General features: G+C 44.4%; 15 protein-coding genes. 13 read left to right on the top strand and 2 right to left on the bottom strand.

All coding sequences use genetic code 11. The annotated features are described in order from the left end of the window. Window positions 1-121: 121 nt before the first annotated feature. Window positions 122-2,410, bottom strand: coding sequence for a N,N-dimethylformamidase beta subunit family domain-containing protein (locus tag ACFSCZ_RS20065; protein WP_380776925.1), 2,289 nt, complete (start codon window positions 2,408-2,410; stop codon window positions 122-124). Continuing rightward, the gene (locus ACFSCZ_RS20070; protein WP_380776927.1) at window positions 2,410-2,799 is read right to left on the bottom strand and encodes a N,N-dimethylformamidase alpha subunit family protein; all 390 of its coding nucleotides are present in this window, start codon (window positions 2,797-2,799) and stop codon (window positions 2,410-2,412) included. Before ACFSCZ_RS20070 ends, ACFSCZ_RS20065 begins: the two co-directional genes overlap by 1 nt. Window positions 2,800-3,160: 361 nt before the next feature. On the opposite strand from ACFSCZ_RS20070, the gene queC reads away from it, so the two are divergent. From queC to ACFSCZ_RS20135, 13 genes are all read left to right on the top strand, one after another. Beyond that, window positions 3,161-3,847 (top strand): 7-cyano-7-deazaguanine synthase QueC, encoded by a 687-nt coding sequence (gene queC, locus ACFSCZ_RS20075; protein ID WP_380776929.1) that lies wholly within the window; start codon window positions 3,161-3,163, stop codon window positions 3,845-3,847. After that, window positions 3,847-4,335, top strand: coding sequence for a 6-carboxytetrahydropterin synthase QueD (queD, locus tag ACFSCZ_RS20080; protein ID WP_380776931.1), 489 nt, complete (start codon window positions 3,847-3,849; stop codon window positions 4,333-4,335). The genes queC and queD overlap by 1 nt, the downstream gene beginning before the upstream one ends. After that, window positions 4,328-5,053 (top strand): 7-carboxy-7-deazaguanine synthase QueE, encoded by a 726-nt coding sequence (gene queE, locus ACFSCZ_RS20085; RefSeq protein ID WP_380776933.1) that lies wholly within the window; start codon window positions 4,328-4,330, stop codon window positions 5,051-5,053. Before queD ends, queE begins: the two co-directional genes overlap by 8 nt. A 239-nt stretch (window positions 5,054-5,292) precedes the next feature. Beyond that, entirely contained in the window at window positions 5,293-6,153 is an 861-nt protein-coding gene (locus tag ACFSCZ_RS20090) for a transposase (protein WP_380776935.1), read from the top strand. A gap of 214 nt (window positions 6,154-6,367) precedes the next feature. After that, a complete protein-coding gene (locus tag ACFSCZ_RS20095; protein WP_380776937.1) occupies window positions 6,368-6,568 on the top strand; it encodes a cold-shock protein in 201 nt (66 codons plus the stop codon). Window positions 6,569-7,008: 440 nt separating this feature from the next. Then, a complete protein-coding gene (locus tag ACFSCZ_RS20100; RefSeq protein WP_380776939.1) occupies window positions 7,009-7,905 on the top strand; it encodes a DUF4349 domain-containing protein in 897 nt (298 codons plus the stop codon). A 646-nt stretch (window positions 7,906-8,551) separates the two neighbouring features. Beyond that, window positions 8,552-9,139 (top strand): glycerol-3-phosphate responsive antiterminator, encoded by a 588-nt coding sequence (locus ACFSCZ_RS20105; RefSeq protein WP_380776952.1) that lies wholly within the window; start codon window positions 8,552-8,554, stop codon window positions 9,137-9,139. A 212-nt stretch (window positions 9,140-9,351) separates the two neighbouring features. Next, the gene (locus tag ACFSCZ_RS20110; RefSeq protein WP_380776941.1) at window positions 9,352-10,683 is read left to right on the top strand and encodes an ABC transporter substrate-binding protein; all 1,332 of its coding nucleotides are present in this window, start codon (window positions 9,352-9,354) and stop codon (window positions 10,681-10,683) included. Window positions 10,684-10,698: 15 nt separating this feature from the next. Beyond that, window positions 10,699-11,592: a carbohydrate ABC transporter permease gene (locus ACFSCZ_RS20115; protein WP_380776942.1), complete on the top strand. Its 894-nt coding sequence runs from the start codon at window positions 10,699-10,701 to the stop codon at window positions 11,590-11,592. Window positions 11,593-11,603: 11 nt separating this feature from the next. Continuing rightward, on the top strand, window positions 11,604-12,389 hold the full coding sequence (locus tag ACFSCZ_RS20120) for a carbohydrate ABC transporter permease (RefSeq protein WP_380776944.1): 786 nt from the start codon (window positions 11,604-11,606) through the stop codon (window positions 12,387-12,389). Window positions 12,390-12,408: 19 nt separating this feature from the next. After that, window positions 12,409-13,215, top strand: a complete 807-nt coding sequence (locus ACFSCZ_RS20125; protein WP_380776946.1) for a sugar phosphate isomerase/epimerase family protein — start codon at window positions 12,409-12,411, stop codon at window positions 13,213-13,215. Continuing rightward, on the top strand, window positions 13,184-14,305 hold the full coding sequence (locus ACFSCZ_RS20130) for an ABC transporter ATP-binding protein (protein WP_380776948.1): 1,122 nt from the start codon (window positions 13,184-13,186) through the stop codon (window positions 14,303-14,305). The genes ACFSCZ_RS20125 and ACFSCZ_RS20130 overlap by 32 nt, the downstream gene beginning before the upstream one ends. A gap of 16 nt (window positions 14,306-14,321) precedes the next feature. Then, window positions 14,322-15,116 carry an HAD-IIA family hydrolase gene (locus tag ACFSCZ_RS20135; protein WP_380776950.1) on the top strand — a complete coding sequence of 265 codons (795 nt, stop codon included), beginning with the start codon at window positions 14,322-14,324 and terminating at the stop codon, window positions 15,114-15,116. The last annotated feature ends 127 nt before the right edge of the window (window positions 15,117-15,243 follow it).

Consider the following 15,243-nt stretch of genomic DNA (forward strand, 5'->3'; position numbering starts at 1 on the left):
AATCCCGGTTCAAAGCGCGAATCCCCGGTTCAAAGCGCGAAATCCAGATTCAAAGCGCGAAATCCGGTTCATTTTAAAAAACAGCCCGGAAATCAAATCATGATTTCCGGGCTGCTGATTCCTATACTTGAACTTTTTCACGTTTGGCTGTTGGCAGCGGCTCATCTGAAATAAATCTCTTCAATACGTTTTCCGTCAGCTTCGAGATGTTGTTGTCATAGTTGTTATGGGACAAGCTGCCGCAGTAAGAGATGGAACTGGTGGAGAACACCGCTCCTCCATTGGGGGTTGGATAATAGACCATGTCTGCTCTTACTCTTGGATTCTCATCCCCGGCCATTCCCGGAATATTAAAGTAGAGTTCTTCTGCTACAGGCATATATACGCTCGAATGGTCTTCGGACGATGCGATGATCACTGCATGCGGCGGCGTGCCCAACTCATTGTCGTAGATATCCAGCTCAAGGCCTGCAGCTCCTCCGCCAACCAATCCAAAGTCACCGAGCTTTTCATCTTCAATGCCTTCAAAGATCCAGGATACGCTTGGATCATAACTGTCTTCTGTTCTGCGGAAGTAAGAACATACTTCAAACCCTTGCGAGCCGTAGCCTGTTCCTGCAATTTTTTGAGGAGCACGGCCCCTATGTTTCCAGATGGTTCCGAATTCACCCGTCAAGCTCAAGTGAACTTCACCCGGCCAGGCTTTCCATGCGTTGTTTCCAAAGTTCTTACGCACTTCCATGATGCTTGGATTATTCGGGTCGAATGTCACAATCCAGTAGAATCCGTTGGAGCCCATGTACATGAGCCGCCCGCCATTATCCTGGAAATCCTCTAGCGCATCCATCATAGGCCCGGAATAATATTCAGGATGAGAACCGGTCATGACGACATTGTATTGGTTTAAGAGATCCGCTCCTTCAAAGTGAACGTCCTGGTCTGTGATAATATCAAATTCGAAGCCTTTCTCCGTAAGCCAGTCGATTAAATGCAGGTCCGCATTAAACTGCCATAAAGAAGGAGACAAGGTGTGGCGGTATTTTGGCCTCATGTTCAAAATCGGCCGCAGGTTGGAAGAGAAGCAGACACCGGTACCATCGTTGTGGAAGTCATAGGTCGACAGCCCGTATTCTGCATGCTCTCCCAGGTACATGTCTTCCTGCTGGACAACCGGGGCCCGCCCAAACATGATTTGAGCCAGCGGCACATCCTGGAACCGGTTATTGGCATAGGCGAGATAGCTGGCGGTCGGCATGATTAAAGCTGCTTTGGCTGTCGGCTTTCCTTTTTTCGGTCTGACGAAGAATGTGATATAGTCCTCATCCTCCCCGGAAACAACATGTGCAGCGTATACGCCGCTTGGCAGGTCGTCAGGGAGTGTCCATTCAAAGTCTACATCCCATCCGGCATCTGTTAAATCATCGTCATGGAAGTGGATCGCTCCATATTGTTCAGGAGCATGGACGAAATTATGCTCCTCGGACGTCCAGTTATATCCTGTTACAGCACGGGTGGGCATATTTACCGTTACCCCGTGAATCTGGTTGGGAGAGGTGTCATAAACTCTGCGGATATCATCAAAGCCCTCCTTGGAAATCCCTTTGGAAAAGTCCCAAGCAGCGGCGACGTAGGCGCCTGTCGGGTTTTCAATCCATTGGTCCATTTCGTCTTTGGATAAAGCAATGCTTGCTACTCTGGGGCGGTCGATTTTACCGTTATAGCGTTGAATCGCTTTGAACTTCCCATCTGCCTGTTTGTCAATCACGCCGGCAATAATAAAGGGAGCGCCATTAGCTGCCTGAGGTCGGATGTTTGTAGTCTTTTTAACAGTTGCATTGTGTTTCTCCACACCATACTTGTTTGAAAATTTCCCGTTGGTTTTGGTGACTCTGGCTTCTTGGAAAACAGTCACCTTGCCGGTTGCCGCATCAAAAGATGCTCCCACAAAGAACCAGGCTCCATACAATAGAGGCGTTTCTGTACTGATTTTTTCAACGTTGCCGTCTTTATCCCCGATAAATAGGGCTATGCATCCATCTTTATCTATAAATAGGCCGTAACCTTTATTTCCTTTAGGATCCCATTTGGATAGGATGGCCTGTTCTCCCAATTCAGGAGTGGTTGACAAAATCATCGCTTGCAATGAAAAACTGTCCAGGTTTTGCAATGCGGGAGGATCGTCAAAGTTTATGTATGATCCCATATAAATTTCTTGTTTTTTACCGTTATATTCTTTGTTGACGCTGGCGTTTACTTTTTCTACCTTTAACCCGGGGCCTTCAGGATTGGTGTCACCATGAATCAGCCGAACGATTTCCGTCCGATATTTTCCGCCTTCACTGTTTACCATAAACTTAAGATTTTGTCCGGGTTGAACACTCATTTTATCCGTATATCCGTTGATCGCCATTAGGCCTTCCCCCCTAAAGGATTGTAATTTTCATCTACCAGCCCAAACTTTCTCAAACGTCTTAGGAATAGGGCGTGCTCGGCAGCTTCCCGGCTGTCAAACACTTCATCATCAAATACTTCGTATTGAACACCTCTGCCTCCGGGATGGCGGCCCAGACACCACTTCTTATGGGGCTCCAAGTTAATGATTAAATATTTGTCTTCAATTTCTTCGTGATGTCTTCGTAGGTAATTAAGAACTTTGAGCAGGTGGGCGCTGTGCTTTCCAACGGGAGTACGCCGGTGTTCCTCAATTAATTCTTTTGTTACCAGCGGTTTAATGTTGTTTTCTAAGATGAACTTGTCTTTTTCCAAATAGACCTTTTTTGCTTGTTCGTTAACAACCATTACAAAAAAACCTCCTGTTCCTGTAATTTTCTAACAATTATGATTATAGCATTCCTATTTGAACTTTCAAATAATTAAAAAGTCAGTAAAACTCTCTAAGTATAACTGCCTAACAAATAGCGGGGAATAGATTCAAAGTAATAAAAATAGAATTTAGATAATGGTCATAAAGTAAATAGAACTTTCGTGTGTTTACTAATGATCCTTCATGCGTTTTTCAATATGTGATTAGAAGCCCCCTTGTGCCGCTCTATCCAAGTTTGTTATCATAATATAGGATCAAATGAATAGAGGTTCTAGCCCCCCTCGTTAAAAAAACTAAGATAAGGCAGTACTCTATCTTGGGGTATTGCTTTTTCTTTTGCAAAGGAGTTTGACCATGCTTAAGGATGAAAAAGCTATCGTAGTGTTTAGTGGCGGACAAGATAGTACGACGTGTCTATTTTGGGCACTGAAGACTTTTAAAGAAGTAGAAGCCGTCACTTTTAACTACAATCAAAGGAATAAAAATGAAATTAAATGTGCCAAAGCCATCGCGCAAGAGTTGAATGTGAGGCACCATGTATTAGATATGCAGCTGCTGAATCAATTGACGCCCAATGCATTAACAAGAAACGATATGGACATAACAGACGGAGGAGACAGGGAGCTGCCCTCGACTTTCGTTCCGGGACGCAACCTGATCTTTCTTTCATTTGCGGCTGTTTTGGCAAGCCAGGCGGATGCAAAACATATCATTACCGGTGTGAGTGAAACCGACTTTAGCGGCTATCCGGATTGCCGGGATGCTTTTATCAAATCTTTGAATGTATCTATTAATCTGGCAATGGACCAGCAGTTCGTGATTCATACCCCGCTGATGTGGCTGGATAAGGAAGAGACTTGGAAACTGGCAGATAAACTGAATGTTCTGGATTACGTCAGGGAGAAGACACTGACCTGCTATGAAGGAGTCAAAGGAGATGGCTGCGGAGAGTGCCCGGCATGCAAACTGCGAAGAAGAGGACTGGAGAAATATCTGGCATCACAAAAAGGAGCGGAAGGTTAATGGGGAAAGACTTCTTTGGGTTTCGGATTGTGGGAGATCTGCAAAAATTGGATCGGGATATCACAAAAGAAGAACTGAAATACCACCACAAACGCGTACTGGTCAGTAAGGAATTTACGTTTGATGCGGCCCATCATCTTCACTGTTATGAAGGGAAGTGTAAAAATCTTCACGGACACACGTATAAAGTCATATTTGGCATCAGCGGGTTTGTCAATGACATTGGTCTGGTGATCGACTTTGGGGATATTAAAAAGATCTGGAAAGAGGAAATTGAGATTTATCTGGATCACCGCTATGTCAATGAGACATTGCCCAAAATGAATACAACTGCTGAAAACATGGTCGTCTGGATATATGAAAAAATGACGGAGTCCCTGAAAAGCAGACAGGATCAATATGATGGAATTCGAGTTGAGTTTGTCCGTTTATATGAAACACCTACCAGTTATGCAGAGGCAAGACGGGAGTGGATGGAGATTGAGTAAGATACCTGTCATGGAAATATTCGGCCCGACCATTCAAGGAGAAGGAATGGTCATCGGCCAAAAAACGATGTTTGTCCGAACAGCCGGTTGTGACTATTCATGTTCGTGGTGTGATTCTGCTTTTACCTGGGATGGTTCTGGAAAAGATTCGATCAGGCAAATGGACGCAGAAGAGATTTGGCAGGAGCTTCAGTTGCTTGGGGGGGATGGGTTTTCTTTTGTTACGATCTCAGGCGGAAACCCTGCATTATTAAAAAATCTCAGCTATTTGATTGATCTTTTAAAAGAGAACGGGATACAAATTGGTCTGGAAACGCAAGGAAGCAAGTGGCAGGACTGGTTTTTGGACATCGATGAATTAACGATTTCTCCGAAGCCGCCAAGTTCCGGGATGGATACCAACTTCGATACATTGGATGAGATTATTGAAAAACTCCAGGAATCCTCAACAACGAACTGCAGTGTAAAGGTGGTCATTTTTGATGAACAGGATTTCGACTATGCCAAAAAGGTGCATCATACATATCCGGACATCCCCTTCTTTTTGCAGGTAGGGAATGATGATTATAAATCTGAGGATGATCAGCAGCTTGTCCCTTATTTATTGGGGAAATATGAATGGCTAGTCAATAAAGTGATAGCGGATCAAGAGTTAAGGAACGTGAAGGTTCTTCCGCAGCTTCATACCCTCGTTTGGGGAAACAAGCGTGGTGTATGATGTGGGCAGTAAATAATTTTTGCGCCGAACAGGGTTAAGCGTGCTTTTCAAGCTCGCCATACGGCTGTGCTTTGCATTCAGCATGACTTATATTTCCGGGGCTTTCACAAAAAGTCAGTAAAAACTGATTTTCTGTGAAAGCCCTATTTCGTTTACTTCAAAAAAAGGCATACAAAAAAATCGCCCTTTCTAGTAAAATGTAAGTTACCACACCAACATTTTAGAGAGGACGATTTTTTATGAGTAATCCGAAGATCACTACTAATGATTATAACACACAGATGACCCTTCCTCCAGAAGTAAAAGAAGAAGCTGCGGTTTCACAAATCCGCCCTGCTCCCAAGTTTAAGCCTTATAATAACCGCCAGAGCTTTGCCATTCTGGATGTGGAGGGACTGATCCCCGAACATCATGTTGCTCGTGTGGTGGATGAGATGATCGAATCCATTCCGGATGAGCAGCTTTTCGCCCATTATTCTGGTGGGGGACGCCCTCCCTTTCATCCCAAATTAATGCTCAAAGTCATTTTGTACGGTTATTCACAAAAAGTTTATTCTTGCTGTGAAATTGAAAAGCTGACACGAGAAAACCTTCCGGCGATATGGCTGGCTGCCGGACAAAAACCGGATTTCCGTACCATCAATGACTTCCGGGGCAACCGCATGAAACACCTGATGGATGAATTGTTCGAGACCATGATTCTCCGGCTGATTGATGACGGACACATTACACTGGAAAGTTACTTTTTGGATGGCACAAAGATTGAAGCCAATGCCAATAAGTATTCTTTCGTATGGAAAAAATCTACTATCGGTTTTGAAGAGAAATTGAAGGAGAAGATTAAAGAAACACTTCAGGAGATCCGGGAAATTGCGGAAGCTGAGGAGATGGAGCTTACGGGTCTATCGGTAGGGGAAGCGACTCCCGAACAGCTGGAATCAATCGCCGTCCAGCTCGAAAAGAAGGCGGATGCCTTGACGGATGAAATCGAAACTGCTGAAGAAGTACCTGTCCGCAAGGAACTTCATCAACGCCGGAGTGCGCTGAAAACCCGTAAAGGGATGCCGGTGAAGATGGCATCCCTTTGTAACTTTACGTGATTGCAGCAAAGGAAAATACTTGATTTATCGGGTGAAAATCCTTTTTTTAAAAATAAAACGTCAAAACATTTGCTATTTTTAAATACATCTGTTATTCTTAAAGAGAATTATTTTTGCTCTAATTCAGATTGAGAAGAAATTTTGATTTTCGTCTAAGGTTTTGAGCAAGGATAGTAATACAAGTGCGGTTCAACGCACCAGGAGGAAAAGATACATGGAAACAGGTACAGTTAAGTGGTTTAATGCAGAAAAAGGTTTTGGATTCATCGAGCGTGAAGCGGGAGAAGACGTATTCGTTCATTTCTCAGCCATCCAAGGTGAAGGCTTCAAATCTTTAGACGAAGGTCAAAATGTAACTTTTGATGTTGAGCAAGGACAGCGTGGTCCTCAAGCTACAAACGTTCAAAAAGTTTAATGATGGTAAAAGGCAGGCCCTGTGAGGGTCTGTTTTTTTTTGTAACCCCACCTTCCTTTTCGCTAAAAAAGAGATAGTTCTCCTGGCTTGGATCGGCTAGGAGAGCTACCTCTTCTGACTCGGTCGGTGCACTTTTTTACTTTTTATACTTGGGATGCCCGTTTTTTACAGCGGGTATCCTTTTTTCATCCTATATGCTGTATAGTAGTCTATTATAGGCATATCCATAAAGGTTTGTAAAGAAAAATGGAAATGGAGCCTCGTGGTCCTGTCAGTCATTGGCCTGCCGTTCATGCCGCAGCAGGTGTGATAAAGGATGCCTTTTATGGATATCGGCAGATATTAAGTTCCCCAAATTCTCTTCAAGACATGCAAAACCCGGCATGATGGAGGACTGGCAAGACCAAGAGTGAAGAAGATTGATTCAAGGGAGGGTGCGGATGAAAAAGAGATACCTCATAGGGGGGTTCATCGCTTTTCTGACTATTTTTCTGGGTGCTTGCAGCTCGGGCGATTCACAAGAACCACTATCCATGAATGAAAGTACACGACAAGATGAGTCTGCAAGTTCCAGCGAAATGGCCATGCTCGATCAGAAAAAAGAAGTCCCGGTTGAAGAGGAGAAAGACGCACAGGCCGAAATGGACGAACGGATGATTATACACCGTGCCAACTTGGACATCGGGGTGAAAAGCTTAGACACAGCCAGCCGGCAGATTGGAAAGAAGGTAGAGGAATACGGCGGTTACGTAGTTGAATCCAATGAATATCGGAATGAAAATGATCTGAGAAGCGGCACTCTGACTGTGAGAATTCCGGAAAAATATTTTCAGGCCTTTTTACAAGACGCAGAGAAAGAAGCTGCTGAGGTATTGAGCAGAAATGTTTCGGGACAGGACGTAACGGAAGAGTACGTAGATTTGGAGTCACGTTTAAAATCGAAACGGGCTGTGGAAGAAAGGCTTCTGGATTTTATGAAGGATGCGCAAAAGACAGAGGATCTGCTGAAAATTTCCGGTGACCTGGCAAAGGTTCAGGAGGAAATTGAAGTACTTGTAGGCAAGATGAAATATCTTGAACATCAAACCGCTTATTCGACGGTTCAACTGAATATGCAGGAAAGTAAAATAGTCGTTCCGGGTGTAGGAAGTAATGATCTTGATACGTGGGAGAAGACAAAAAAACAGATGGCAGTCAGCCTGAACTTTTTGCTGGCGGCAGCATCCGGATTGTTTGTTTTCCTTGTAGGAAATTTGCCTGTTATTCTGGTGGTGGCGCTCATTGGAGCGGGGATCTATTATATGGTGAATAGAAAGCGAAAGGCGCCCAAAAAATAATGTCAAAACATTGAAACTTTTATGGTAAAATATAGTGAGCATACAGCTTCAAAAGCAGGGTGAGCAGCGGCACTTCCTTATAGAGAGGGGGGTGACGCTGATGGTAACTCTATACGATGCCATCGTCTTGATGATTCTATGTTCAAGTCTCATCGTATCAGTGTTCGCCGTAGTTATCTCTTTATATAAAAAGAAATAACTCTCCCTTGCTTTTAGGACGAGCGAGGAGAGTTATTTCTTGGCTCGGGCCGCTCCACTTCATGCAGTGGAGCTGGTATGCCCGGGGATGCCAGTTGCAGCTGGCGTCCCTTTTTTACATTATGAAGATAACTTTATTATATTCATACCTTTTTCAAAAGTAAAGGAAACCATCGGATCATTCATAGCATTAGGGAGCTTAAAGTTATCATGTAAATCAAAGGACGTATGATTGATTCAAATATAAAATGAAAAAAGCAATCGTTAAAAAGGGGCAGCACGAAGGGGACTTTTCAAGCACATTTTTGTGCTTTTTATGAAAACCCGGCTTTTTTAAAAATGCCAACTTTCCTATATTACACATGGAGTCATTTATCAATGAACAGCGCCGCAAATTAAGTTACACTTGTGTATAGAGTTTGCAAAGGGGGACGCACAGTTGAACTCAATGAAACGGACGTTTGAAGAAAAATTGGAGAAGCATAAGCTGATTGCTGCGATCAAGGAACCAAAATGTATTGAACGCGCGATAAAATATAAAGAGAATATAGCGGCTGTTATTTTAATGACAGGAAATATTTTGCAGGTAAAGCAGTATGTGGGGGTGTTGCAGGATGCGGGTCTGCCTGTCATTCTCCATGTTGAGAAGATCGGCGGTCTGCAGCTGGATCCCCACGGGATTGGTTTTATCCGTGATTATGTTAAGCCGTTTGCCATCGTTACGACTAAGCCGGCAATTATTAAAAGGGCAAAAGCAGGAGGATTGTATGTCATTCAACGAATATTTCTCATAGACACGGAAGTGTATGAGCATCTGCTTGCAGGTTTGGAGCAGAGGCAAGCCGATATGATTGAAATCATGCCGAGCCGGGCCTGCGACTTTTTAAAAAAGCTGTCGGAGGTTTCGCCTGTTCCGGTGATTACCGGGGGACTGCTCTCGACATTGGATCATGCCCGGGAGGCTTTGGCACACGGGGCTGCTGCAGTCTCGACGTCCAATACGGAATTGTGGAAAGTGGATATGAATGATCTTTAATAAATCTTTACATTGGATTGATACGAATTCAATAATGAGCCTGTATATTTATGATTGAAAAGTAGATAGCAAACAGGCGCGATGAGAGAGGCCACAAATAACTGTTGGGAAAGACAGTCTATTTGTGGTCTCTTTATGTTGGAAAGGAGGGTTGAGCTAACGCGCCTTGAAGAAAATGGATACATACTCCAAATAAGAAAGAGGTCAAATCAATGAGGAAAACCCCCTTATTTCTGGCACTTATTCTATTTGTTTTTACCCTGCTCAGCGCATGCGGAAGCAATCCTGCGGGCTCGACTGACGATAACGGAGATTCGGACAGCGAATCCGGCGGAGAAACCATTGACCTGACATGGTACTATCCGGTGAATGTCGGTGGAGAGATTACTGAAGTGATTGACGGCTATGCCGAAGAATTCAACAAAGAAGGGATTGAAGTCAACGGCAAGAAAGTTACAGTTTCGCCTGTATACAGCGGAAACTATGATGAGTCGATGACGAAGGTTCAAACAGCAGTGAAAAATGGAAAATCCCCTGACATGGCTGTTCTTCTGTCAGTTGATTTGTTTCAGTTGAAAGATTCCATTATCCCATTGGATGACATGGTCGAAAAAGATCCGGAAGCGCAAAAAATGATGGATGATTTTTTCCCGGGATTTATGGAGAACTCTCAAGCGGAAGGAAAGACATGGTCTGTGCCGTTCCAGCGCAGCACAGTTTTGCTCTATTACAACAAGGACCTGTTTAAAGAAGCCGGACTGGACCCTGAAAAAGCTCCTGAAACCTGGGAGGAGGTCACTGAATACAGCAAGAAACTGACAAAAGACGGACAGTGGGGAATTGAATTGCCTGCCACGATCAGCGGATATTGGATTTATCAGGCTCTGGCTCTTCAGGCAGGTGACAAAAACCTGATGAGCGATGACGGAAAAGAAGTGTATTTCAACTCTGATGCAGCCAAGGAAGCTCTTCATTTCTGGGTGGATTTGGCAAAAACCCACAAAGTTATGCCGGAAGGCGTATTGGATTGGAATACGGTCCCGACTGATTTCATTGAAGGCAAGACGGCTATGATGCTGACAACCACCGGTAACTTGACGAATGTAAAAAATAATGCAGATTTTGAATTTGGTGTGGCCTACTTGCCGGCGAATGAACGACTGGCCACGCCGACGGGCGGAGGGAACTTCTATATCTTTAAAGATATTTCAGAAGAAAGACAGCTCGCTTCCATGGAGTTCATCAAATGGATTACAGATCCTGAACGTGCAGCCCAATGGAGCATTGATACAGGCTATATTGCCACTCGTCAATCAAGCTATGAAACCGAAGCGCTGAAAGAATATACAGATTCATTCCCTCAGGCGCTGACCGCTATGGAGCAACTGGAATATGCACATAAAGAAATCTCTGTTTATGAACAAGGCAAGGTTCTCAAAATTTTATCTGATGCGATTCAAGCCGCTATTAACGGTGCGGATGTCGACCAGACGCTGGATGAAGCGCAAAAGCAGGCGGAAGTCCTGTTGGAACCTTACAAATAATGAATATGTGATGGGGTGAAGGAATTGAGAAAAAGCAATTACTGGAAAGAAAACACGACAGCCTGGCTTTTTCTCCTTCCGTCCCTCATTTTCCTTGTCATGTTCACGTTGTATCCGATGATTAAAACGCTGATCATGAGTTTTTTTCAGTCGGATCTTTCAACAGAGGACCCGGTGTATATCGGAGCTCAAAATTTTATGATGATGTGGGAAGATGAGGTATTTCGGAAGGCTTTTATCAATAATTTGTGGTTTGCGGCCGGAACGGTCCCAACAAGTGTGTTCATTGGCTTGGGGCTGGCCATGCTCGTGAACCGGGCAATCAAGGGGAGCGGACTGGCAAGAACTTTCTTCTTTTACCCGGTGGTCATTCCAATGGTGACCGCAGCATTTATCTGGCTGTTCTTCTATACTCCGGAATACGGGATGATCAACAATATGTTGAAGTTTTTCGGTGCCGGAGAATTGAATTTGCTCGGTAATTCCTCAACCGCCCTGATGGCCATCATTGTGATGGTTATATGGAAAGAAGCAGGTTTCTTTATGGTCTTTTATTTGGCTGCCCTGCAGAATATTCCCAAAGAACTGCTGGAAGCTTCTTATATGGACGGTGCATCTAAGTGGGTTCAATTTAGAAAAATTGTATTTCCGCTGCTCATGCCGACAACCTTATTTTCTTTTGTGATTGCAACAACGAATGCCTTTAAAACCGTTGACCAGCTGGTTGTTATGACGCAGGGCGGACCGAACAATGCCAGCAATCTGCTTCTCTATTATATTTACGAGAGCACTTTTCGTTTCATGGATTACGGGAAATCGGCAACCGCGACGGTCGTATGTTTGATCCTGATGGTGCTGATAGCTGCGGTTCAGTTCTTCGGATCAGACCGGAAAATTCATTACAGTTAAGGTGGTTTACGTTGAATCGTCTGATTAATCTATCGACCTATGTATTGGCTTTGCTTTGGGGCCTCCCGCTGTTCGGGATCATTTATATGGCCTTTAAAGATACAAAAGCCGAAAACTATCAATTGACATTTGATAATTTTGTTCAAGCCTGGAATACCGCCCCTTTCGGCCAATATTTTATCAATACGCTAATCATTGTCATTGTGATTTTGGCTGTCCAGCTGGTGACCATCACACTTGCTGCCTATGCGTTTGCACGGATGAATTTTATCGGGCAGGGAATTGTGTTTCTGTTGTATCTCGTACAGATTATGATTCCGATTGAACTGCTCATTTATCCCAACTCAAATACAATTGCCCAGTTGGGGATTTACGATACAAAATGGGCAATTATGGTTCCCTATTTTATTTCTGCCTTTGGAATTTTTCTGCTGAGACAGACGTTTAAAGGTGTTCCCTTTGAACTGGAAGAGGCTGCAAAGATGGAAGGGGCCAATAAGCTGCAAATGATTTGGCATATTTATGTCCCATTGGCCAAACCAACGTATATCGCTTTTGGGCTTATCTCTGTCTGCCATCAATGGAGCAATTTTTTATGGCCGCTGATCATTACGGACTCAGACCAGAACCGTCCGTTGACAGTGGGGCTCTCCATGTTTGCCAAGGCATCGGATTCGGGTGCCCAGTGGGGAGTGGTCGGTGCTGCTACCTTGTTTGTTGCTATGCCGCTTTTGATGGCTTTCTTTATTTTTCAAAAGCAGTTCATTTCAAGTTTCATGCACTCAGGCATCAAATAAGCAGAAAGGATGAACGACAATGTCTTACGCCATTTCAACCTATACATTATTTTCGCTGCCTGCTGCAGCAGCCGTTGAGACCTTGATTCATAAAGGTTGGAAATCGATCGAAATCATGGGGGAAGGCGAGCACCACGGCAGGCCTTTGCTGGAGATGAGCAGGAAGGAGCTGGAGAAGATCGCGAAACTGGCAAAAGACCATGGCGTGTCCCTGGGCTTTCATATGCCGATTGACGGCTGCAACCCTTCTTCCCCGGACCAGAAGACAAAAAGGATTGTAAACAAAGCTCTGCTCGCAGCGAAAGTACTGGATGTCGATTATGTACTGTTTCATCTTGGTAACTGCTCGTTTATGAATGAGGGGATTAAGACAGCAGCTGAATTTTTCAAAAACCTGCTGAAAGAACTGCCTGAACCCATGAAACTTGTGATAGAAAATGTTCCTTTTGCGGAAGGAGCAGTGGGTGTTACCATGGATCAGCTCATCTCTGTTATCGAGCGGGTGAATGACACGCGGATGGGGATCATGCTCGATACGGGACACTGCTATATGAATAAAGGGGTAGGATTTTTCAACGAGTGCGAAAAAGCTTTTCCTTATTTATTCGGACTTCATATCAATGATAACCACGGTCTGCAGGATGAACATTTGCAGATTGGCGAAGGAACTATTCCGTTTATGCCTTTGCTTTACGCGCTGCGCGGCAAGCAGCTGGTATATGTATTTGAAACAAATACCGTACAGCGGGCTCAAAATTCGAAGGAATTTGTGGAAAACAGCTGGAGGATGAATCATGTCAAAGATCCAATTGCGCAACGTATATAAGAAATACGATGGCAGCGATGAATATTCTGTCAAAAATTTTAATATGGATATTGAGGAAAAGGAATTTATCGTCCTGGTCGGCCCCTCAGGCTGCGGAAAATCTACTTCCTTAAGGATGATTACAGGACTCGAAGACATTTCAGAAGGGGATCTATTCATTGATGGTCAGAGAGCCAATGATGTGGAACCGAAAAAAAGAGGAATTTCTATGGTTTTTCAAAACTATGCGCTCTATCCGCACATGAATGTCTTTGAAAATATGGCCTTCGGGCTCCGCCGCCAAAAAGTGCCGAAAGCCGAGGTCAAAAGAAAAGTGGAAGAGGCAGCAGAAACCCTCGGTTTAACCAATTTATTAAAAAGAAAACCAAAGGAACTCTCCGGTGGACAGAGGCAGCGGGTGGCCCTGGGAAGAGCCATTGTGAGGAATTCCAGTATTTTTCTCATGGATGAGCCGCTTTCGAACCTGGATGCAAAATTGCGCGTTCATATGAGGACAGAGATCATCAGGCTCCACCGCCAGCTGGGGACAACAACCATTTATGTGACGCATGACCAAACGGAAGCCATGACGATGGCAACAAGAATCGTCATTATGAAAGACGGTGAAGTTCAGCAGATCGGCACCCCTGCGGAAGTATATGAAACGCCTGAAAATATCTTTGTCGCCAGCTTTATCGGCATGCCGGGAATGAATTTTCTGGAGGGGCAGGTGGAAGGAAACCGGTTTGCCTTTGGACCCGGGAAAGCTTTCCAGATTTTTTCAATGAGCCAGCAGAGACTTGTGAAGGAAAACGGCAGCAAACCGGTCATCTTGGGAATCAGGCCGGAAGATCTGACGATATCCGCCCAGGAAACAAGCATGAGAGGTGAAGTGGAACTGATTGAAAGAAACGGAGCGGATATGATCGTTCATACCTGTGTGGCCAACCAGCCGATCATCATCAGGTGCAAGGCCAACAATGATTTGAGGATCGGGGACAAAGTCCATCTGGAAATGGATGAATCATCCATCCATCTGTTTGATAAACAAACAAAGAAACGGCTGCGGAATGATCACGTATATACCGAAACTTTACTTACTTCTTCATGACACAGGGGGACCAACGATGAATATAGAAGACTTTGAAGCATACTGCTTTGACTTGGACGGGACGATCTATTTAGGCGATGAATTGCTGCCGGGAGCCAAAGAAATCCTGAACACATTAAGGAAAAAGGGAAAAAGGATATTGTTCATTACGAATTCACCAACAAGGACAAGGGCAGAATGCCAAAAAAAGCTGGAGGATTTTGGCATTGAAGTGTGCCGGGAGGAGATCTTGACAGGTCCTTATATTGCTGCTCTGTATTTTGCCGAAACTTTTCCGGATGCAGTCGTCTATGTGGTCGGTGAGGCAGCCATCCATACAGAATTTGAGCACATGTCGATCCGCATGACCGATGACCCGCTGAAGGCAACACATGTCATGGTCGGGCTTGACCGCTCCTTTACATATGCAAAATTGCAGCGGGCTATGGATGCTGTCAGAAATGGTGCGAAGATCATCGTTACCAATCCGGATCCGGTCTGTCCTGTTCCCGGGGGACTGATCCCCGATACCTATGCCATTGCCCGTGCTATTGAAGTGGCTTCCGGGCAGTCGATCTACGAAGTAACAGGAAAACCGTCTGTTTTTTATGGCAATCGCATTTTACAAACCTTACATGTTGAAAAGGAGGGCTGCCTGATTATCGGCGACCGTCTGGAAACGGATATTTTAATGGGAAAATTTAACGAAATTCAGACTTGTCTGGTGTTGACAGGAATAGCAAGACCTGAAGATGTAGACCGAAAAAAGATTTATCCGGATTTTATCGTGGAAGATCTTCATTCTTTGTTTGCGGATATGGCCTATGCATAGGAAAAAGGGGCTGTCTAAATAGCCCCTAAAATAAATCAGGAGGAGAAAACCGAATCGTTTTTCTCCTCCTGATTTTGCATTTGTGGGCTTTTTTCCTAAAAGCAGCTGGCGGATGCCCGCCACTTTC

Source organism: Siminovitchia sediminis, from assembly GCF_042680885.1.
GTDB lineage: Bacteria > Bacillota > Bacilli > Bacillales > Bacillaceae_C > Siminovitchia > Siminovitchia sediminis.

Bases quoted from the DNA above. Each gene is read 5' to 3' on its own strand.
- ACFSCZ_RS20135 (WP_380776950.1), top strand. From the start codon at position 14,322: ATGAATATAGAAGACTTTGAAGCATACTGCTTTGACTTGGACGGGACG.
- ACFSCZ_RS20095 (WP_380776937.1), top strand. From the start codon at position 6,368: ATGGAAACAGGTACAGTTAAGTGGTTTAATGCAGAAAAAGGTTTTGGA.
- ACFSCZ_RS20065 (WP_380776925.1), bottom strand. From the start codon at position 2,410: ATGGCGATCAACGGATATACGGATAAAATGAGTGTTCAACCCGGACAA.
- ACFSCZ_RS20100 (WP_380776939.1), top strand. From the start codon at position 7,009: ATGAAAAAGAGATACCTCATAGGGGGGTTCATCGCTTTTCTGACTATT.
- ACFSCZ_RS20070 (WP_380776927.1), bottom strand. From the start codon at position 2,799: ATGGTTGTTAACGAACAAGCAAAAAAGGTCTATTTGGAAAAAGACAAG.
- ACFSCZ_RS20090 (WP_380776935.1), top strand. From the start codon at position 5,293: ATGAGTAATCCGAAGATCACTACTAATGATTATAACACACAGATGACC.
- ACFSCZ_RS20105 (WP_380776952.1), top strand. From the start codon at position 8,552: ATGAAACGGACGTTTGAAGAAAAATTGGAGAAGCATAAGCTGATTGCT.
- ACFSCZ_RS20130 (WP_380776948.1), top strand. From the start codon at position 13,184: ATGTCAAAGATCCAATTGCGCAACGTATATAAGAAATACGATGGCAGC.
- ACFSCZ_RS20110 (WP_380776941.1), top strand. From the start codon at position 9,352: ATGAGGAAAACCCCCTTATTTCTGGCACTTATTCTATTTGTTTTTACC.
- queD (WP_380776931.1), top strand. From the start codon at position 3,847: ATGGGGAAAGACTTCTTTGGGTTTCGGATTGTGGGAGATCTGCAAAAA.
- ACFSCZ_RS20125 (WP_380776946.1), top strand. From the start codon at position 12,409: ATGTCTTACGCCATTTCAACCTATACATTATTTTCGCTGCCTGCTGCA.